This is a genomic window from Roseovarius pacificus (assembly GCF_900142665.1).
GTDB classification, from domain to species: Bacteria; Pseudomonadota; Alphaproteobacteria; order Rhodobacterales; family Rhodobacteraceae; genus Roseovarius; species Roseovarius pacificus.
Window position 1 is genome coordinate 1 of record NZ_FRBR01000021.1, and the last position, 19,118, is coordinate 19,118.

Annotated in this window: 22 protein-coding genes and 1 pseudogene; 13 read left to right on the top strand and 10 right to left on the bottom strand. The window is 64.6% G+C overall.

What is annotated here, in order from left to right:
- Positions 1-92 precede the first annotated feature (92 nt).
- On the bottom strand, positions 93-824 hold the full coding sequence (phnF, locus tag BUB53_RS20150) for a phosphonate metabolism transcriptional regulator PhnF (RefSeq protein ID WP_084729369.1): 732 nt from the start codon (positions 822-824) through the stop codon (positions 93-95).
- An 82-nt stretch (positions 825-906) separates the two neighbouring features.
- Between phnF and phnG the strand changes: the two genes are divergently transcribed.
- The 9 genes from phnG to BUB53_RS20195 are packed head-to-tail and all read left to right on the top strand — an operon-like array spanning position 907 to position 7,762.
- A complete protein-coding gene (gene phnG / locus BUB53_RS20155; RefSeq protein WP_073037540.1) occupies positions 907-1,362 on the top strand; it encodes a phosphonate C-P lyase system protein PhnG in 456 nt (151 codons plus the stop codon).
- Positions 1,362-1,925, top strand: a complete 564-nt coding sequence (phnH, locus tag BUB53_RS20160) for a phosphonate C-P lyase system protein PhnH (RefSeq protein ID WP_073037541.1) — start codon at positions 1,362-1,364, stop codon at positions 1,923-1,925. The genes phnG and phnH overlap by 1 nt, the downstream gene beginning before the upstream one ends.
- A complete protein-coding gene (locus BUB53_RS20165; protein ID WP_073037543.1) occupies positions 1,925-3,034 on the top strand; it encodes a carbon-phosphorus lyase complex subunit in 1,110 nt (369 codons plus the stop codon). The genes phnH and BUB53_RS20165 overlap by 1 nt, the downstream gene beginning before the upstream one ends.
- Positions 3,031-3,627, top strand: coding sequence for an HAD family hydrolase (locus BUB53_RS20170; protein WP_073037545.1), 597 nt, complete (start codon positions 3,031-3,033; stop codon positions 3,625-3,627). Before BUB53_RS20165 ends, BUB53_RS20170 begins: the two co-directional genes overlap by 4 nt.
- Complete coding sequence (locus BUB53_RS20175) at positions 3,624-4,481, top strand: alpha-D-ribose 1-methylphosphonate 5-phosphate C-P-lyase PhnJ (RefSeq protein WP_073037547.1); 858 nt, start codon at positions 3,624-3,626, stop codon at positions 4,479-4,481. Before BUB53_RS20170 ends, BUB53_RS20175 begins: the two co-directional genes overlap by 4 nt.
- Positions 4,478-5,263 (top strand): phosphonate C-P lyase system protein PhnK, encoded by a 786-nt coding sequence (phnK, locus tag BUB53_RS20180; protein WP_073037549.1) that lies wholly within the window; start codon positions 4,478-4,480, stop codon positions 5,261-5,263. Before BUB53_RS20175 ends, phnK begins: the two co-directional genes overlap by 4 nt.
- Positions 5,264-5,323: 60 nt before the next feature.
- Entirely contained in the window at positions 5,324-6,007 is a 684-nt protein-coding gene (gene phnL, locus BUB53_RS20185) for a phosphonate C-P lyase system protein PhnL (RefSeq protein ID WP_073037551.1), read from the top strand.
- Positions 6,004-6,570: a phosphonate metabolism protein/1,5-bisphosphokinase (PRPP-forming) PhnN gene (phnN, locus tag BUB53_RS20190; RefSeq protein ID WP_073037553.1), complete on the top strand. Its 567-nt coding sequence runs from the start codon at positions 6,004-6,006 to the stop codon at positions 6,568-6,570. The genes phnL and phnN overlap by 4 nt, the downstream gene beginning before the upstream one ends.
- 16 nt (positions 6,571-6,586) lie before the next feature.
- On the top strand, positions 6,587-7,762 hold the full coding sequence (locus BUB53_RS20195; RefSeq protein WP_073037640.1) for an alpha-D-ribose 1-methylphosphonate 5-triphosphate diphosphatase: 1,176 nt from the start codon (positions 6,587-6,589) through the stop codon (positions 7,760-7,762).
- 3 nt (positions 7,763-7,765) lie between these two features.
- On the opposite strand, the gene BUB53_RS20200 is transcribed toward BUB53_RS20195, so the two are convergent.
- The 4 genes and pseudogenes from BUB53_RS20200 to BUB53_RS20215 form a co-directional block, all read right to left on the bottom strand.
- Entirely contained in the window at positions 7,766-8,680 is a 915-nt protein-coding gene (locus BUB53_RS20200; protein ID WP_073037556.1) for an energy transducer TonB family protein, read from the bottom strand.
- Positions 8,677-9,102, bottom strand: a complete 426-nt coding sequence (locus tag BUB53_RS20205; protein ID WP_073037558.1) for an ExbD/TolR family protein — start codon at positions 9,100-9,102, stop codon at positions 8,677-8,679. The genes BUB53_RS20200 and BUB53_RS20205 overlap by 4 nt, the downstream gene beginning before the upstream one ends.
- A gap of 4 nt (positions 9,103-9,106) precedes the next feature.
- Positions 9,107-9,490: an ExbD/TolR family protein gene (locus tag BUB53_RS20210; protein WP_073037560.1), complete on the bottom strand. Its 384-nt coding sequence runs from the start codon at positions 9,488-9,490 to the stop codon at positions 9,107-9,109.
- A gap of 1 nt (position 9,491) precedes the next feature.
- Positions 9,492-10,127 (bottom strand): annotated as a pseudogene (locus BUB53_RS20215) (MotA/TolQ/ExbB proton channel family protein); the annotation flags it as partial.
- 824 nt (positions 10,128-10,951) lie between these two features.
- On the opposite strand from BUB53_RS20215, the gene BUB53_RS20220 reads away from it, so the two are divergent.
- Together BUB53_RS20220 and BUB53_RS20225 are read left to right on the top strand one after the other, a co-directional pair.
- A complete protein-coding gene (locus tag BUB53_RS20220) occupies positions 10,952-11,776 on the top strand; it encodes a DUF305 domain-containing protein (RefSeq protein ID WP_073037563.1) in 825 nt (274 codons plus the stop codon).
- A 10-nt stretch (positions 11,777-11,786) separates the two neighbouring features.
- The gene (locus tag BUB53_RS20225) at positions 11,787-12,548 is read left to right on the top strand and encodes a MauE/DoxX family redox-associated membrane protein (RefSeq protein ID WP_188745003.1); all 762 of its coding nucleotides are present in this window, start codon (positions 11,787-11,789) and stop codon (positions 12,546-12,548) included.
- Positions 12,549-12,694: 146 nt separating this feature from the next.
- Here BUB53_RS20225 and BUB53_RS20230 read toward each other — a convergent pair whose 3' ends face one another.
- Positions 12,695-13,267, bottom strand: coding sequence for a YqhA family protein (locus BUB53_RS20230; protein ID WP_073037565.1), 573 nt, complete (start codon positions 13,265-13,267; stop codon positions 12,695-12,697).
- Between the two features lie 332 nt (positions 13,268-13,599).
- Between BUB53_RS20230 and BUB53_RS20235 the strand changes: the two genes are divergently transcribed.
- Positions 13,600-14,133: a superoxide dismutase family protein gene (locus BUB53_RS20235; protein ID WP_073037567.1), complete on the top strand. Its 534-nt coding sequence runs from the start codon at positions 13,600-13,602 to the stop codon at positions 14,131-14,133.
- Positions 14,134-14,211: 78 nt separating this feature from the next.
- Here the strand turns inward: BUB53_RS20235 and BUB53_RS20240 are convergent, their stop codons facing one another.
- Positions 14,212-14,748 (bottom strand): sigma-70 family RNA polymerase sigma factor, encoded by a 537-nt coding sequence (locus BUB53_RS20240; RefSeq protein WP_073037570.1) that lies wholly within the window; start codon positions 14,746-14,748, stop codon positions 14,212-14,214.
- A gap of 176 nt (positions 14,749-14,924) precedes the next feature.
- Here BUB53_RS20240 and BUB53_RS20245 point away from each other — a divergent pair, with 176 nt between their 5' ends.
- The gene (locus BUB53_RS20245; protein ID WP_073037646.1) at positions 14,925-15,332 is read left to right on the top strand and encodes a CBS domain-containing protein; all 408 of its coding nucleotides are present in this window, start codon (positions 14,925-14,927) and stop codon (positions 15,330-15,332) included.
- Between the two features lie 34 nt (positions 15,333-15,366).
- Here the strand turns inward: BUB53_RS20245 and BUB53_RS20250 are convergent, their stop codons facing one another.
- From BUB53_RS20250 to BUB53_RS20260, 3 genes are all read right to left on the bottom strand, one after another.
- The gene (locus tag BUB53_RS20250) at positions 15,367-15,627 is read right to left on the bottom strand and encodes a hypothetical protein (protein WP_073037572.1); all 261 of its coding nucleotides are present in this window, start codon (positions 15,625-15,627) and stop codon (positions 15,367-15,369) included.
- Positions 15,628-15,694: 67 nt separating this feature from the next.
- A complete protein-coding gene (locus tag BUB53_RS20255) occupies positions 15,695-17,728 on the bottom strand; it encodes a CocE/NonD family hydrolase (RefSeq protein ID WP_073037575.1) in 2,034 nt (677 codons plus the stop codon).
- A gap of 36 nt (positions 17,729-17,764) precedes the next feature.
- Positions 17,765-19,111, bottom strand: a complete 1,347-nt coding sequence (locus tag BUB53_RS20260; protein WP_073037577.1) for an ATP-grasp domain-containing protein — start codon at positions 19,109-19,111, stop codon at positions 17,765-17,767.
- Positions 19,112-19,118: the final 7 nt, after the last annotated feature.

The window sequence follows — 19,118 nt, forward strand, 5'->3', positions numbered from 1 at the left end:
CTGTCAAAGTCCGTCTGCTCAAGATCGCCTCCCGTTTTTGATCTTGAATCAAACGGAGGCTGATTTGGGAATCCCCTAAATGCAGACGCCGCCTAATCCTCCAGTGTCAACGTCACACGATCCCCGGCGAACACCGTCCGGCCATACTCCACCGGCTTGCCATCGGGCGCGACATTCACCCCCGTCGAGCGCAACAGCGGATCGCCCTCGCGCAACTGCAAATGCAACGCCTGCGAGGCATCGGCGGCCACGGCGGTCAGCCGCGTCGAGGCACGGGTATAATCGCTGATCCCCACCTGCCGCAGCGCCGCCGTCACGCCGGGCTGCTCCTCGAGCGCCTCGGCGATCCCCGGCAGGCGCTCCAGCGGAAAGACGCTTTCAAACACCGCGATGGGCGCATCGTCGGCCAGCGACAGGCCATGGCAGGCGCAGACCGGCGCGCCAGGCGCGATCTCCAGCGCCTCGGCCTCGCCCGCCGTGGCGCTGCGGGTTTCGATCTGAAGGATGCGTTTGTCCGGGCGCTGCCCAGCGGCGCGCAGGTTTTCATGAAACCGCACCCGGCGGCCTATGGGATAATCCGTGGGCCGCGCCGTCACGAACACCCCCGAGCCACGCCGCGAGCGCACCACCCCGTCCTCGGCCATGCGCCCGAGGGCATGACGCACCGTATGCCGGTTGACGCCGAACCGCTCGGCAAGCTGCGCCTCGGTCGGCAGCTTGTCGCCGGGGCCGTAACGCCCTTCGAAAATATCCTGCCGCAGCGCCTTGGAAATGGCCTGCCACAGTGGCGTTTTCCCGCCCGCCTTGCCCTGCTTGTCACCCAAAATTCACAAATCCCCACTGGCCTGATCGCTACCGCTTCGGTATAATGTGTATAGTTGTATAGTAATGCACGGATTTGTCGAGATGAAAGATCACGCCCCCGATCACAGCCCGCGACAGGCATGGATGGGCCTGCTGGCCAAGGCCGGGCCGGGCCGCGTGGCGGCCCTGCTGGACGACACCTGCGCCCGCCCCGGCTTCGACTGGCTGCGCCACCCGGAAACCGGCAGCGTCATGGTGCGCGGCCGCACCGGCGGCACCGGCGCGCCCTTCAACCTTGGCGAAATGACCGTAACGCGCTGCGCCTTGCGCCTGCGCTGCGGCACGGTGGGCCACGCCTATATCCAGGGCCGCAGCAAACCCGATGCCGAGGCCGCCGCGCTGGTCGACGCCATGATGCAGACCGACCGGGCCACCACCCTGCAAGCCGGGGTTCTGGACCCGCTCAGGGCCGAGGCCGACAGCGCCCGCACCAGCCGCGCCGCCCGCGCGGCGGCGACGAAGGTCGATTTCTTCACCATGGTCCGAGGAGAGGATTGATGCAAAGCGCAACGCTTGACGGCGGCTTCGCCGACCCGGCCATCGAGGCCGCAACCGCATTCCGCGCGGTGATGGAGGCCATGGCCCGCCCCGGACGGATCGAAACCCTTGCCGGGGCCACGCCTCCCGCGCCGCTATCCCCGGTGGCGGGGGCGGTTGTGCTGACCCTGTGCGACACCGACACGCCGCTGTTCCTGGCCGGCGAAATGAATTGCCCGGCGGTGCGCGACTGGCTGGCCTTCCACACCGGCGCACCGCTGACCGGCGCAAGCGATTGCACCTTTGCCATCGGGCACTGGGACGATTTGCTACCGCTCTCGCAATTCCCCTGCGGCACGGCGGAATATCCCGATCGCTCCGCCACGCTGATCGTCGAACTGCCCGAACTGTCGGCGCAGGGCGCCACCCTGCGCGGCCCCGGCATTCAGGACACCGCCACCCTGTCCCTGCCCGACGGCGATGCGTTCCGCCAGAACGCCGCCTGCTTCCCTCTGGGGCTGGATTTCATGTTCACCAGCGGTCAGGCCCTTGCCGCCCTGCCGCGTTCCACCGAGGTGCTGTAATGTATGTCGCCGTCAAGGGCGGAGAGCGCGCCATCGACAACGCTCACGCATGGCTGGCCGAGGAACGGCGCGGCGATCCGTCGGTTCCCGAACTGTCCATTGCGCAAATCCGCGAACAGATGACGCTGGCGGTCAACCGCGTCATGGCCGAGGGCTCGCTTTACGATCCCGACCTTGCCGCGCTGGCGATCAAACAGGCGCGCGGCGACCTGATCGAGGCGATCTTCCTGATCCGGGCCTATCGCACCACCCTGCCCCGGCTGGGCAATTCGCGCCCCGTCGAAACCACCGCAATGGCCTGCGACAGGCGTATATCGGCCACGTTCAAGGACCTGCCCGGCGGGCAGATCCTGGGGCCGACATTCGACTACACCCACCGCCTGCTGGATTTCAAACTGGCCGCTGAGGGCGAGCCCCCGCAGGACGCCCCCCAACGCCCCCCCGAGGCGGGCGACGTGCCCCATGTCACCGGCTTCCTCAACCGCGAGGGCCTGATTGAAGAGGCTCCGGCCGATGATACGCCCCCGCCAGACCTGACACGCGAACCGCTGGAACTCCCTGCCGAACGGGCGCTGCGCCTTCAGGCGCTGGCGCGCGGCGACGAGGGGTTTGTCCTGTCGATGGCCTATTCCACACAGCGCGGCTATGGCCGCAACCACGCCTTCGTGGGCGAGTTGCGCATCGGCGCGGTCAGCGTCGAGATGGACATCCCCGAACTGGGCTTCGCCATCGAGATCGGCGACATCACCCTGACCGAATGCGAAACCGTGAACCAATTCACCGGCTCGAAAACCGAACCGCCGCAATTCACCCGTGGCTACGGGCTGGTCTTCGGCCAGACCGAACGCAAGGCGATCTCGATGGCGCTGGTCGACCGCGCCCTGCGATGGGAGGAACTGGGCGAGGATTTCACCGGCGCCCCGGCGCAGGACGCCGAATTCGTCCTGTCCCATGCCGACAACATTCAGGCCACCGGGTTCCTCGAACACATCAAGCTGCCCCATTACGTCGACTTCCAGTCCGAACTGGAACTGGTGCGCAAACTGCGCCGCGAGGTGGCCGAGCGCGCCGAGGCCGCCAACACATCCCGTCAGGAGGCCGCCGAATGACCAGCGTGGTCTTCGATATCGGAAACGTGCTGATCGAATGGGACCCTGTCGCCGCCTTCCTGCCCGATCTGGGCTGCCGCACCGAGGCGCAGGCATTTCTGGAGCGCACCGGCTTTCATGCGCGCAACGCGCGCGCCGACCGGGGCGAACGCTTTGGCGCTCTGGCGCAGGAGATCAGCGATCCAGATGACCGAATGCTGTTCTCGCGCTACCTCGAACGCTATGCGCTGACACTGCGCGAACCGATCGAAGGCACGTGGGACATCGTCAACCGCCTGAAACGCCGCGGCCACGATGTGCACGCGATCACCAACTGGTCGGCGGAAACATGGCCCATCGGGCTTACCCTGCATCCGCGCCTGACCGACACGTTCGGCGTGACCATCGTGTCCGGCCGCGAAGGGATGGGCAAACCCGAACCGGCCATCTTCGACCTGCTCTGTCAGCGCGCCGATGTGCCGCCGCAGGACTGCCTGTTCATCGACGACAGCCCGGCCAACGTGAAGGGCGCGCGCGACGCGGGCTGGCAGGGGCATCACTTTACCTCGCCCGAAACCCTCGAGGCGGACCTGACCGAAAGGGGCCTGTTGTGACCGACCAAGCCTATAACTTCGCCTATCTGGACGAACAGACCAAGCGCATGATCCGCCGCGCCATCCTCAAGGGGCTGGCGATCCCCGGCTATCAGGTGCCTTTCGCCAGCCGCGAAATGCCCATGCCCTACGGCTGGGGCACCGGCGGCGTGCAGGTCTCGGCAGCGGTGCTGACGCCCGAGGACCGTTTCAAGGTGATCGACCAGGGCGCCGACGACACCACCAACGCCGTGTCGATCCGCAATTTCTTTCGCCGCACGGCGGGGGTTGAGGTCACCACCGAAACCACCGCCGCCAGCGTGATCCAGACCCGCCACCGGATACCCGAAACCACCCTGAAAGAGGGGCAGATACTGGTCTATCAGGTGCCGATCCCCGAACCGCTGCGGTTTCTGGAACCGCGCGAAACCGAAACCCGCAAGATGCACAGCCTCGAAGAATACGGGCTGATGCATGTGAAACTCTACGAAGACATCAGCCGCCACGGCCATATCGCCACGGCCTATGCCTACCCCGTCAAGATCGAGGGACGCTATGTGATGGACCCGTCACCGATCCCGAAATTCGACAACCCGAAACTGACGGACTGCCCGGCGATCCAGCTGTTCGGCGCGGGGCGCGAACAACGCATCTATGCCCTGCCGCCCTATACCACCGTCGTCAGCCTCGATTTCGAGGACCATCCGTTCGAAGCCTCAAGGGCCGACCACCCCTGCGGGCTGTGCGGGGCGACGGACAGTTACCTCGACGAGGTGATTACCGATGACGCAGGCGGGCGGATGTTCGTCTGCTCGGACACAGATTATTGCGAAGCCCGGCAGGCGCAGGGCCATCGCGGAAAGGACGCCGCATGAGCCCCGAACCCACCACCCCCCTCCTGTCGGTGCGCGACATCCGCAAACTCTATGCCAGCCATGTCGGCTGCACCGGCGTGTCGTTCGACCTCTACCCCGGCGAGGTCATGGGTATCGTCGGCGAAAGCGGGTCGGGCAAATCCACGCTGCTCAACTGCATGGCGGGGCACCTGATACCCGACGGCGGTCAGGTGATCTTCGACACGCGCGCCGAGGGACCACGCGATACCGTCACCATGTCCGAACCCGAACGGCGGATGCTGTCGCGCACCGACTGGGCCTTTGTCCACCAGCATGCCCGCGACGGGCTGCGTATGGGCGTCAGCGCGGGCGGCAATGTGGGCGAACGCCTGATGGCCGTGGGCGCGCGCCATTACGGCGACATACGGAACAAGGCGACCGACTGGCTGGACCGGGTCGAAATATCGCCCACCCGCATCGACGACCGGCCCTCGACCTTTTCGGGCGGCATGCAGCAGCGGCTGCAGATCGCACGCAACCTCGTCACCGGCCCGCGGCTGGTGTTCATGGACGAACCCACCGGCGGGCTGGATGTCAGCGTGCAGGCCCGCCTGCTGGACCTGCTGCGCGGACTGGTGCGCGACATGGGCCTGTCGGCGATCATCGTCACGCACGACCTGGCCGTGGTGCGCCTGCTGGCGGATCGCCTCATGGTGATGAAATCGGGTCATGTGGTGGAACAGGGCCTGACCGATCAGGTGCTAGACGATCCGCAACACGGCTACACGCAGCTTCTGGTGTCGAGCGTGCTGCAGGTCTGAACCCGCCGGGAGCTGTCTGGCCCCGGACCCCCGAGGATATTTGGAGCAAGAAGAAAGCCCATGATCGAGATCGAAAACCTGTCCAAGGCCTTTACCCTGCACAATCAGGGCGGCGCGACGATCCGCGTGATGCAAGGCGCGACCCTGTCGGTGGCGCACGGCGAATGCGTGGCCCTGACCGGGGCCTCGGGCGCGGGCAAATCCACGCTGATGCGGATGATCTATGGCAACTACCTCGCCGAGGCGGGCCGCATCCGCGTGGGCGACACGGTGGTGACCGACGCCGCCCCGCGCGACATTCTCAGGATGCGCCGCGATACGCTGGGCTATGTCAGCCAGTTCCTGCGCGTGGTGCCGCGTGTGCCCACCCTCGACGTGGTCGCCGAGCCGCTTCTGGCCGTCGGCACGCCGCTGGACGATGCCCGCGCCCGCGCCGCCGATCTGCTGACACGGCTGAACATCCCCGAAACCCTCTGGGGCCTGTCACCCACGACCTTTTCGGGCGGTGAACAGCAGCGTGTGAACATCGCGCGCGGCTTTGCCCATGAGTATCCCGCGCTTCTGCTGGACGAACCCACCGCCAGCCTCGACGCCACCAATCGCGAGGTCGTTCTGGACCTGATCGAAGCCGCCAAGGCGCGCGGCGCGGCCATTGTCGGGATTTTCCATGACGAGGCCGCCCGCGACCGCGTCTGCGACCGTGAAATCGACGTGACCGTCTTTACGCCCGCGAGGGCCGCATGAGCACGGGCCGCCTGATCGCCGTGGCCGGCCCGTCGGGTGCAGGCAAGGACAGCGTCATGCGCGGCCTTGCCGAGGCCGCGCCCGCGCTGGTTCCGGTGCGCCGCGCGATCACCCGCGCCCCCGGCCTGGGCGGCGAGGAATACGACGCGCTGAGCGAGGCCGGGTTCGCCGCCCGCGCCGAAGCGGGCGAATTCTGCCTGCACTGGACCGCGCACGGGCTGCGCTATGGCATTCCCGCTTCGGTGCTCGACGATGTCCGGGGCGGCGCGCAGCGCATGGCGAACCTCTCACGCACGGTGCTGGACGAGGCCGCGCGGGTCTTCCCGGAACTGGAGGTGCTGCATATCACCGCCAACCCCGAAACGCTGGCCCGGCGTCTGGCCGGACGGGGCCGCGAGGGCCGCGACGACATCGCCCGCCGCCTGTCGCGCAGCACCGAGCCGCTGCCCGCCGGACTGACGGTTCACAGGCTGCACAATGACGGCCCGATCGGCACGAGCGTGGATCGGGCCCTGCACATGCTGGGCCTCGCCGCCCCGGCCCGACTGACAGAAGGACAATAACCGGATGACCTCAGCCATGCCCGCCCCTGCCGACCTTTCCATCGCGCCCGGCGCCGATATCCTGCATCTGGCCAACGCCCGTCTCGTGCTGCCCGACGAGGTGCTGACCGGCTCGCTGATCGTGGCCGATGGCCGGATCGCCGAGATCGCCTCCGGCACGCATGTCGGAGCCGGGGCCATCGACTGCGACGGTGATTACATCACGCCGGGGCTGATCGAGCTGCACACCGACAATCTCGAACGCCATATCGAGCCGCGCCCTTCGGTCGACTGGCCGCACCTGTCGGCGATCCTTGCCCATGACGGCGAACTGGCCTCGACCGGGATCACCACGGTGTTCGACGCGATGCGCGTGGGCTCGATCCACACCGGCAAGGGCGGCTATGTGAAATACGCCCGCGCCCTGACCGACGAAATCCTCGCCCTGCGCCGCGCCGACGCCCTGCGGATCAGCCATTTCCTGCACCTGCGGGCCGAAATCTGCTCGGAAACCCTGCTCGAGGAACTGGCCGAATTCTCCCCCGAGGACCGCATCGGCATCGTCAGCCTGATGGATCACACACCGGGTCAGCGGCAATTCCGCGACCTGTCCAAGCTCAAGACCTATATCGCCAAGAAACGCGGCATGAACGACACCGAGTTCGAGGCGCATGTGACCCATCTCAAGGGACTGCGCGCGCAATTGGGCGACGCCCACGAAACCGGCGCCATCGCCGAAGCCAATCGCCTTGGCGCGGTTCTGGCCAGCCATGACGACACCACCGCCGAACAGGTCGCCGCGTCGCATGGCAACGGTGTGGGCTTTGCCGAATTCCCCACCACGATCGAAGCTGCCGAGGCCTGCCGCGAACAGGGCGTGGCGATCATGATGGGGGCGCCCAACATCATCCGGGGCGGCTCGCATTCGGGCAATGTCAGCGCGCTCGACCTGGCCGGGCGCGGGCTTCTGGATATCGTGTCGTCCGATTACGTGCCCTCGGCGCTGCTGCTCTCGGCCTTCCGGCTGGGCGAGGTCTGGAGGGATCTGCCCCGTGCGATCCGCACCGTCACCGCCGCCCCCGCCGAGGTGACGGGGCTGACGGATCGCGGCCACCTGATCGCGGGTCAGCGCGCCGATCTGCTGCGCATCCGCGATATCAACGGCACCCCCGTGGTGCGCACGGTCTGGAGCCGGGGACGGCAAGTCGGATAAGGGTCAGCGGTTGAACCGCATTTGCAGGGTGAAGGTATAGCTGGCCTTGGTCAGCCCCTTGGGCGCCGCCGCGAACCGCCCGGCGGATTGCACCGCGCGCAGCGCCGCCTGATCCAGCGCCGCATTGCCCGACGAACGCGCCAGCCCGACGCCCTGCAAACTGCCGTTGCGCCCCACCGTCAGGCGCACCGTCACCGTGCCCGACGCCCCGCGCGCCGCCGACGGATAGCGCTTGCGCCGCTCGATCTGGCGGCGCACCTGCGCGCCCCAGCGGGCGGTCAGGCTCTGGATATGTCCCGCGCTCAGCGTGGCCGCCTGAGTTTGCCGGGCATTGCCCGCATTCGCCCCCTGCCCCTGCCCGGCGGCACGCTGCGCCGCGCTGGAGGCCGCTGCCTTCTTTGGTTTATCCGCCTTCTTCGCCTGTTTCTTCGGCGCGGGCTCGCGCCTGGGCTGTTGCTTTGGCGGATCAGGCCGCTCGGGACGCACTTGCGGGCGTGTCTCGCCCAATCGTTCCAGTTCCGGGTCCGGGCGCTGCACCGGCGGAGGAGGAGGCGCGGTGACGGAGGCATCCGGCAGGCTGTCGGATTGCGGCACCGCAAGGCCCGGCGCCGCCGGGGCCACGGGGGCGGCGGGGGCCGCAAGCCGCTCCGGCTGTTCCAGCGGCGGCAACTCGGGCTCGTTCAGCGCGGCGGTCTCGGGCATGTCCGGGGCCTCGACCGGCTCGGGCACCTCGGGCGGGGTTTCCCACTGCGCCACCATATCGGCGATTTGCCCGTCCGACACCTGGATCGACACCGCCGTTTCGCCCGCCTGCCCGGACGAGGCCACCCCTTGGGTGCGCGGCCCGATCAGTACGACCGCCAGATGCGCCACCACGGCCAGCACCAGGAAACCGCCGAATTCCAGCGTGCGCATCATTGCGAGACCGTCACAAGCTGAATTTCCGCGAATCCCGCCTGCGCCAGCCGGGGCATCAGCGCGGCCAGTGTTGCCCCCGGCACATTCGCATCGGCCCGCAATATCAGTGGCGGGGGCGGCACCGTGTCCGAACAGCCGCCATCGGCGCAATAGGCCTCTTTCGCGGCCTGCAACGCGGCCAGTGCAGCCTCTTCGCCGCGCGCCTCGCCAAAGGCCAGATCGCCCTCCGCCCCCAGATACAGCGTGAATTCGCCCTCCGTCGGGTCAAGCTTCTGCGTGGCGCTCGGTGGGGTCACCTCGATCGGGTCGGGCGGGGCGATCTGCGCGGTCATCAGGAAAAAGATCAGCAGCAGGAACACCACATTGATCATCGGAACGATGCTTTCGGGAGGGTGACGGCGGGGCGGTTCGGAAAACTGCATCGGCCTACTCCACCAGCACCAGCGCCGTGAACCCGGCCTGCTTCAACGCCTGCATCACGTCCACCACGCGCTGCAAGCGCGCCTCGTCACGGGCGCGCAGTACGATGGTATCGCCCGGATCACCCACCAGATCGGCCAGCGCCGCCGGCAGGGCATCGCGCGCGATCTCCTGCCCGTTCAGGCGCAGTTCCTCGGGCAAGATATCCACCAGCCGCGGCGGCCCGGAATAAGGCTGCTCCGCCCCCGCGCCAGGCGCGTTCAGCGGCACCTGCATATCCATCCCGAATCGCGAGGCCAGCATGAAAAACACCAGCAGCAGGAACACCACGTCGATCATCGGCGTCAGGCTGGGCTTCCTGCGGGGTTTGGTGTCACCGAAGGCGAACATGTCACTCGGCCGCACGCGCCATCGCCGCGCCGTCCTCGCCCTGCACGGAGCGCAGGAAAATGCGGGTGGCGAAATCCTCCATCTCGAGACGCAGCCGGTCCACCACGCTCTCGAACCATGTCAGCGCCATCGACGCCGGGATCGCCACCGCCATGCCCGCCGCCGTGGTCAGCAACGCCTCCCAGATGCCCCCGGCCAGAATCGCCGGATCGGCCCGGCTGCCCGCCGCCTGCAACGCCTGAAACGCCGCGATCATGCCCAGAACCGTGCCCAGAAGCCCCAGCAGCGGCGCGATGGTCGCGATCAGTTCGAGCGGGCGCAGCCCGCCGCGCGCTTTCGCCAACAAATTACGCGCCACGCGCTCGGTTTCGGCCTGCGCTGCATCCGCGTCCAGCGTCGGGTCGCGCCGCGCCTCCATCGCCGCGCGGATCAGAACCGCCCGGCAGGTGCGCCGCCCCTGCAATTGCGCCAGCGCCCGATCCTCATCGCCCTGCGCCCACAGCTCGACCGCGCGGCGCGCATGTCCGCCACCGATCCACGCGCCCATGATCGCCAGCCGCCAGACCTTCCACAGGATCAGCGCCAGCGCGACAACCGAAACCGCGGCAATGGCCCAGATCGCCGGACCGCCCAGCACGATAAACTCGACAACAGTATCGAACCGGCTTCCTGCCCCGCCCAGAGCGGTATTCTGCACCATCCCGGCAACAGCGTCCGTCTGAGGGAGAATCGTAGTGATATCGTCGGCCATGGGATACCTCGTATGCTCTGCCGCGCATCCGCAAACGGCGTAATCGGGTTAAAACGCTTCGGGACACGCTTCAAGTGCGCTGCATCGTCCCATATACATGCAGATCAAGGGCAGAACATGTCATGATACCTGGCCTTCCCTCGTCCTGAAAACCGTGATGGATAGCTGGCGGAACCGCGGGCTGCGTCGCGCAAATGGCAATTGTTGACGTTGCCCTACGTATTCCGACAATTCCTGTCAACAAACAAAAGCCGCCCAAACGGCGGCCTTGGCGAACGAGTTTTGCGCGAACGGAATTTACGAATCGGCGCACCTGTAGAGTGCGGCCTTCAGAAACGCACAATTTGTAATCGGCTTTCTATCTCGTTCCGTCCGCCACTTCGACAACGCCTTCGAAGACATCCGTTCCCTTTCGCGAGACCGCTCAGAGACACATGACTGGTCGCGCATCGGCCGATCGACTGGGATCGGAGCGGGATCATCTGCAAACGCCGCAAAGAGGCCGAAAGCCTGTTTCGAGGGCTGAAAGGATACCGGCGCATCTTTTCGGGGTTTGAAAACCTCGACGCGATATACCGCTCGTCGCTGAACGCCGTCCCGATCGTCGATATGATCAAGGGTTCACTGGCCCAGCGTAAAAAAATTCACTTTTCCGGGAACATCCAGCCGCTGGAGGGTTGTTGACCCCATGAACAGACAAGGAGACTCCGATGGCCTATATTCGTTTTTTCCTTATGATTTCGACCTCTACGCTGCTGATGTTCGGGTTGATGTATCTGAACACCTATCTTGCCGATCATGTGTTCTGGTCGGAGACGCGGGCCTACATGGCAATTGTCATGGGGGCCGTGATGGGATTTGTGATGCTGTCCTTCATGGTGGGCATGTACAAGAACCGCACCCTGAACATCGCTATCTTCGCAGGGTCCATCATCGTCTTTGCAGGCGCCCTGTGGCTCGTCCGCAGCCAGATCACGGTACAGGATCAATCCTACCTGCGCGCTATGATTCCGCACCATTCCATCGCGATCATGACGTCTTCGCGGGCCGAAATTACCGATCCGCGCGTGCGCACTCTTGCCGATGATATCATCTATGCGCAGAACAAGGAGATCGCCGAGATGCGCTATCTGATCTCCGACATCACAGCCAATGGAGAAGCACGGCAAAACCCCGCCGCACCGGCTCCTGAACTCACGAATGCCCGGGATGCCCTGGAAACCGAGGTTTTGGCGACGATCGATCCGGAATACCTGACGCAAGACGATATTGCGAAAGTCTTCCCCGATGGCGGGACCTGCCGCTTCACCTATACCGCCAGCAGCCCGCCCGTGCTTGTCAGCGCCGATGACGCCGCCCTGATCCGGATCAGCGGCGATCTGGTTCGACTGGAGGCCGAAGGCGACGGATTTGCGGCTGCGCCGATCTCCGCAGCGGTGCGTCAGACACAAGAGGACGGGCTGTATGACCTGACAATTAGCGCCGGACCCAGCTACGAGACCGGGTTTCGTGGCCAGTTCAACTGTGTGAATTGAGGAGCAAGAAATGCCCGAGGACACAAACAAAACCGCGACGCTCTATCGGATGGTCATGCCCGATCACACCTGCCCCTACGGCCTGAAATCAAAGGATATGTTGAAGCGGAACGGCTACGAGGTCGAGGATCACCACCTGAAGACCAGAGATGAGACCGAAGCCTTCATGCAGGCGCACGACGTCGAGACAACGCCGCAGACCTTCATAGATGGCGAACGCATTGGCGGACACGACGATCTGCGCATATTTCTTGGCATCGACCCGCCGAAGGAGGAGCAAAGCGATACCTCCTATCGCCCGGTTATCGCAATCTTCTCGGTCTGTGCGCTTCTGGCTCTGGGGCTGGCTTGGCGCCAGTTCGGCACGATCCTGACCTGGCAGAGCTTGCAATGGTTCATTTCGCTTTCAATGACGGTCCTGGCGATCCAGAAGTTGCAGGATGTCGAGCAGTTCTCGACCATGTTCCTGAACTATGACCTTCTGGCACAACGCTGGGTGCCCTATGGAAAGATCTACCCTTACGGCGAGGCTCTCGCCGGTATCCTGATGACTGCGGGCATGCTGACATGGATATCTGCGCCGGTGGCACTGTTCATCGGCACCGTGGGAGCGGTGAGCGTGATCAAGGCGGTCTATATCGACAAGCGGGAGCTGAAATGCGCCTGCGTCGGGGGCGATACCAACGTGCCGCTGGGCTTCATCTCGCTGACCGAGAACCTGATGATGATGCTCATGGGCCTCTGGATGGGCCTGCGCGCCCTTGGAGCATGAGCGGAACGGGGCGGTATGCCTGTGGTGCTGATCCTGGGGCGGCAGAAACGTCGGTGGCACCTGTTGGCCAAAGATGGCGAATGATCCCTTCGCGCCGTGAAACCCTCCATGGCTCGCCCCCTGAATCTGTCCGGTGGCTGCTGAGGTCAGCCATCATCCTGCCTGGTATCGTCCTTGTCGCTCGTGGACTTGGGGTGAAGCTGCACCATCCAAAGCGCACAGGCGAGCAAGAACACGCTGACCGGAAGCACGAGCAGCGTCGCCAATTGGTTCCACTCGAGGGTCGCGTTTGGGGAATGGAAAGCCTGTAATGCCACCCTGAGAAACAGCACGAACAGCACGACGATGATCACTTCGGCGACCACCTGTTTCAACTGACCGATCTGCTTTACCTTCAGCCATTCCGGCAGGGCCAGTTCGCGCTGCGTGCTGTTGGGATGCAGAAAGAGCGAATAGACCCCATAAGCGAAGTAGAGCAGCACGATGGCGATCAGGAAACGGTCGAGTCCCTCGATGACACTGATGACCGCCTCCGATCCGAAACCGGTATCGTCTTCCTCGTTCGTGGGCACCTGCAACCCTTCCGCGAACGCGCGGTAGATGTTGAAGAGCCCAAGGAAGAACATCAGGACCGAACCTGCCAGAGACCCCATGACGGCGGCAAAGGAAAGGTAGCGGGACCCTAGGACGATATGTTTTTCGATGTCGCGGAACCTCAAGATGTGTCCTTTTGCTATGCAATGGGCCGCTTCGGGTCACCCAACCCGCAGGATACGGGTTCAATAGGATCTTCGTAACAGAAATTCGAAGTGAATCGTCAGAAGTTTATCAGGATTCACGACATCGCCCTGCCCGATACACCCTTCGGCGGGATGAAAACCTCGCGCAGCGGGCTTTCAGCGCAGGACAACCGCGGCACAGGCATGTTCCGACACTCCGCCGGGCCGGTCCAGCCAATTCCGACCTCTTGGAACAAACATCTTCGTCACCTGTTCCCGTGCCTGCAAAGACCAGCCCGGCAACTGGCCGGAATAGAGGAAAGGACCAACGAATGACAGTTTCACGACCACACCCCTCCCGCCCGTTGCTGCTGCTCGGCTCGGCGGCATTCTTTGCACTTGCAGGCCCGGTGGTAGCTCAGGACAACCAGCAAGAGGTGACCTTCACCAACGCAGATGGAGCCGAGACCGGCACGGCCATGCTGACCGGCACCCCGGCCGGGCTCCTGATCGAGCTTGACCTGCGGAACCTGCCGCCGGAAACTTGGCATGGCTTCCACATCCACGAGACCGGAGAATGCGACGCCGACGACGGTTTCGAATCCGCCGGGGGGCATTTCTCCATCTCGGAAACCAACCATGGGCTTCTCATGACTGGCGGGCCCCACACCGGCGACATGCCCAACCAGTATGTTGCCGCTGACGGCACCCTGAAGGCGCAGGTTCTGAACACCTACGCCTTCCTTGGCGGCCCGTCGGACAACGTCTCAGGTCGCGCCCTGGTTCTCCATGGCGGCGCCGACGACTACGAAAGCCAACCCTCGGGAGATGCTGGCGAACGCATTGCCTGCGCGGTCATCGAATGACTGTCCCCCCGAGTCGTCGCCGGATCGCAACGGATCGGGCACGATCCGGCAGCGCGATTCCCAAATTGAATCCGGGGGTCAGTTTACCGGGGCCAAAGCCGTACTTTCATCCGCCGTTTCATTGAGCGGATCGTTGGGCGCGCGGGCCTCCAGATCGGCGATGACCATCGCCCTGGCCCGGTTCACACGGCTTTTCACAGTTCCCATCCGCACGCCAAACATCTCGGCGGCGGTATGATAGCTTTCGCCCAGCATGACCACCACGATCAGCATCTCGCGATAATGCCTCGGAAGACGCGCAACGGCATTCATCAACTCCCTCCCCCGCACCTGCCAATCCTGCGTCGCGGGCGTCGAAACGCCGGTCGAAATACAATCTTCCGCCCCGGTCGATAATTTCTTCGATTTGGCGATATCGTTCAGAAAGGTGTTTCGCATGATCGTCATCATCCATGCTCGCAGGTTGGTTCCCGGGCTGAAACTGTCGATCTTGCCGATAGCCTTGACCAGGGTATCCTGTACGAGATCGTCGACATCCTCATGGCGCCGGGTAAGTGCCCAGGCATAGGATCGCAGGGCGGGGATGAGATCGACAATGTCGTTCCGCACGCTCACACGGGGCCAGTCCTTTCCTTCCTGTCCAGGTCAACGCGCCGGGGTCGGCACGGGTTCCGGCGCGGACATGCCGAAAGCGGCATTCCGCTGACGGGCTTCGGAACATTTTCCGCCAGGTGCTGTTCCCCGGAGCGATGCGAACCAGGAACCGCATCCGCAAACCCAAGGAGGATGACATGCAAGTCCGAGAGATTATGAGCCAGCACGCCGTCACGGCAACGCCGCAGCAAACCATCGGGGAGGCCGCCGAGATCATGCAGCGTGTCGGAACCGGATTCATTCCAGTCGGCGAGAACGACCGGCTCGTCGGCACCCTCACTGACCGCGATATCGTCGTGAACGGTATCGCACAGGGCAGATCGGCCGACAGCGCGGTGACCGAAGTGATGTCACCCGACGTGCTCTATTGCTACGAGGATCAGGAGGTCGCCGAGGTCGCCCGGAACATGGGCGCACAGCAGGTCCGCCGGATGCCGGTTGTGGATCGCGACAAGCGGCTGGTGGGGATCGTGTCGCTGGGCGATCTGTCGCGTAATGGCGATCCTTCCGCCGCCGGAGCCGCGCTCGAAGAAATCTCGGCGTGAACGTGGCCGCCTGCCTGCGGCCCGTCCGGGGGAGTTATTGATCGACCTCTACATCGGGGTCACCAGGCTCAACCGCCTCGGACGGCGCATCGTCGGGCACCTCGACATCACCCTCGCGTATCTCGGCGGGGGCCGGTTGTTCTTCGATGTCTTCCGGCCCCGGCGCCCCGACGATCAGTTCGGCGATCCAGTACAGGATGAGACCGACCCCGAAGACGGCCACCAGGCCCATTCCGATAAGGGGGCCGCGGTGGCGGCGCTTCTGTTTGTTCAGGTTCGTGTCGGGCGGAGTCATGACAGTTCTCCTTTCATGTCCCTTATGTAACAGCCACGCGCCCGGGAAGTTCCAGCCGCGGGTTCTGTCAGACCATGTCGCGCGGGATCGTTTCGTTCCAACTGAGACAACGGACTCGGGCGCCATCCTCCCAGGCGTCCAGTTCCGCCGTCAGGTAGAAGTTCTCGCAATCCGAAGTCAGGCGCGTGCGTGTGCGGGTCTCGATCCGCCAGTCGCCCCGTTCCAGCGTCCTGACCCATTCCGTCTCGCCCGTGGGCGAGGTGAAATCACCGGGCCGCACACCATAGCGTTCCACCGCCCGCGCACCGACGGTCAGACCAATATCGTCCAGCCGCATCACGCCACGATCGTCGGTCACGCGCAATTCCGTCCAGCGGCGGCCCAGATCCTGGCGGATCATCCATTCATGCCCGGGCGGCGCGAGCGAGGTCACCGCCGGGCCGAGGGCCTGCACAGGCTCGCCGAAACCGGGGACAGGTTCGGTGTCCACGGGGCCGCGGCAGGGCAACGTAAGCGCACTCTTCTCGGTCCGGATCGTGAGGCGCACCGGCTCGGGCGGGGTCCAAGCCAGCGGCCAGTAGACCGTCGAGACCGAGAGCCGGACGCGGTGACCCTTCGGCACCCGCTGTGCGGCATAGCACAGCGGCACGCGAACGCGATAGAAGCGGCCCGGTTCCATCTCCTGCGGATGATCGCGGCTGTCACGGTGCGTCAGGTTCAACATCCCGTAGGTAATTCGTGTCACCTGATGATCCGGGCGCATGTCCGACAGCCGCACCGCGACCATAGCGACGGGCCGGTCGCTGGCCAGTTCCAGTTCGACCTCCGGCGCCCCCAACAGTTCGATGTCCTCTTGCAGCGGCGCTGTCTGGAAAACCAGCGCGCCGCCATCGTCGCCGCGCTGATCGCCGGCCAGATCCGGCCCGTTGGCATATGAACACCATTTGCCCGAAAGAAGCCCGAGCGTGACCGGGGATTGCACATTCAGGTCCACCCCGTCCTCCTTATGCGACGGGGCCAAGGTTACAGGACGCAGTGTTCTGCCCTCGGCCAGGATGAAACGCTCGGGGGTGACGCCGGACGAGGGCCAACTCGTTTCCCCGACCCAGCGGCCCGGACGCATGTCGTATTCGGGATTGGGAGGAACACTGTCCTGCATCCAGGCGCAGATCATCGGGTCGCGTTCGACACCGGTATCCAGCCCCTTCAGCCAACGGTCCCACCAGCGCAGGAGTTCGGACAGAAAATCGATCGCCGGACCGGGCCGCCCGAAGTGCGGATAGATGTGCCCCCACGGCCCCACGAGCCCCTTGCGCGGCACGTCGAGGTTCTCCATCAGCCGGAAGACCGAGTTCGTATAGCCGTCCGCCCAACCGCTGACGGCAAAGACCGGCACCTTGATCGCGGAATAGTCCTCACGCACCGAACCGTGGTGCCAGTACGCGTCGCGCCGCTGATGCTGGAGCCAGGTCTTGAGCCAGAGGCCCGAACCGTCCAGCCGCTGAAACCACATCTCGCGCCAGCGTTCGCCCACCAGCGCCGGGTCGGGCGGCATGGTATTGTATGAGAACATGACCGAAGCCCACGACAGGTTGTCGCCCAGAAGGCAGCCGCCCATGTGGTGTATGTCGTCGGAATAACGATCGTCGGTGGAGGACATGGTGACCACGGCCTTCAGCGGCTCGGGTTGCAGGGCGGCGATTTGCAGCCCGTTGAAACCGCCCCATGATATCCCCATCATGCCGATGTTCCCGTCGCACCACGGCTGATCCGCGATCCAGTGCAGGGCGGCCACGCCATCGTCCAGCTCGCTTTGCAGGTATTCGTCCGTGAGTACACCGTCGCTTTCGCCGCTGCCACGGATATCGAGGCGCACACAGGCATAGCCGTGACCCGCCAGATAGGGATGGGTATGCGCGTCACGGACGGCGGTGCCGAACCTTTTGCGATAGGGTATGTATTCCAGGATCGCGGGAACCGGTACCTTGTCCGAGCCCTTGGGTCGCCAGATGCGCGCCGCCAGCCGCAGGCCGTCGGTGACGGGGATGAAGACGTTTTCCTCCTCGATGATCTCTTCGGGAAATTCGTGAACTGTCTGCATCGCGCCTCCGTTGTTCCGGGTGACCTGGGTTTACTCCTAGCGCACGCGATGCCGCGGCATCGGCTGAATCAGGAAGGCCAGCGAGTCACGGCAGCGGTCATGTGCATCCGCGATGAACTCGGCGTCGCCTCCGCCCAAAAAGATATCCATGAGTTCAAAGGAATAGCTGTCCTGATCGGCCAGATCGGCAAGGTCTTGGCCTTCTTCGACCAGCATCTGCACGACGATATCGGGTAACAACCGGCGCAGGCGTTCAATGTCGTCCTGGCCGGGCACGCGGCGCACGATGCCGTTCGCCTCGTGGCTGCGCACCATGAACTTGGCCGCCATCGGGCTGGTTCCCTTGCGTGCGGGCTTGTCGGGTTTCCGGCCAAGCGCAAGCTGAATGGCCTGCTTGTGATGGGTGCATCCGTCGACCATCTCGAACAGCGGCGAATGAGATTTCGACAGGCGCGGATTGATCTCCAGCAGATTGAGCCTGCCGGAGGCCGGATCATGGAAGAACTCCACGTTGAACGGGCCGTTGTCGAAACCGACCTGCGCCAGCACCTCGGCCACCTGCTCCCGACCGGCCTCAACAACCTTTTCCGGCAGTTCGGCGGGATAGTGATAGCTCGACAGGCTGGACATATGCTTGCCGGTTCGCCGGCTCTCGATGGCAGCGTAAGCCGTGGCTTTTCCCTTGTGAACATAGCCTTCGATGGTAAAAAGCTGCTCTTCCGAGATCAACTCCTCGGCGATGGCATAATTGCCGTCCACGCCGTTCGGGGGGCGAGTGTTTTCGGGCAGGTAGGCCAGAAAGGCATTGAACGGCTCTCCGTACCGATGGATCGCCTGTCTGCACGCATGCAGGGCCCGGCCATACTCGGACGCCTCCCGCACCCGGAAGCCGAGCATCGAAGAATGCCCCTTCACCGGCTTCAGCCAGAAGGGAAAGGGCATCGGGGCCTTGTCGATAGCATCCGGGGCAAAGGGGTTGACGGCGCGGACCTTCGGCGTTCGCTCGGGCTGCACCTTCCGCTGGATTTCACGCATCCAGAACTTGTGCTCGCACCGGGCGACGGCCTCGGGCGATGCCGCCGTCAGGCCATAGTGACGGCACAGCAGGCTGACCAGCGCCGTCACCGGAAAATCGAGATGGCCGATGATAGCATCCGGCGGCCTGTCGAACCCGTCGATGATGGAACGGGCCTTGGCATAAAGGGCATCGAAATCGAAAGCTCCGCGGGATGGCTGCACATCGGTACGATGCAACACCTGCTCAAGGCGCCAGTTCTTCGCTTCCGGCACCCGGCCGATCATGGACTGGTGGAAGTCATCCGATCCGACAATGCAGACAAGTTTCCTGGCGCGGGATCGTTTCGCGGCGGACGGTTTCGCCATTGTACCA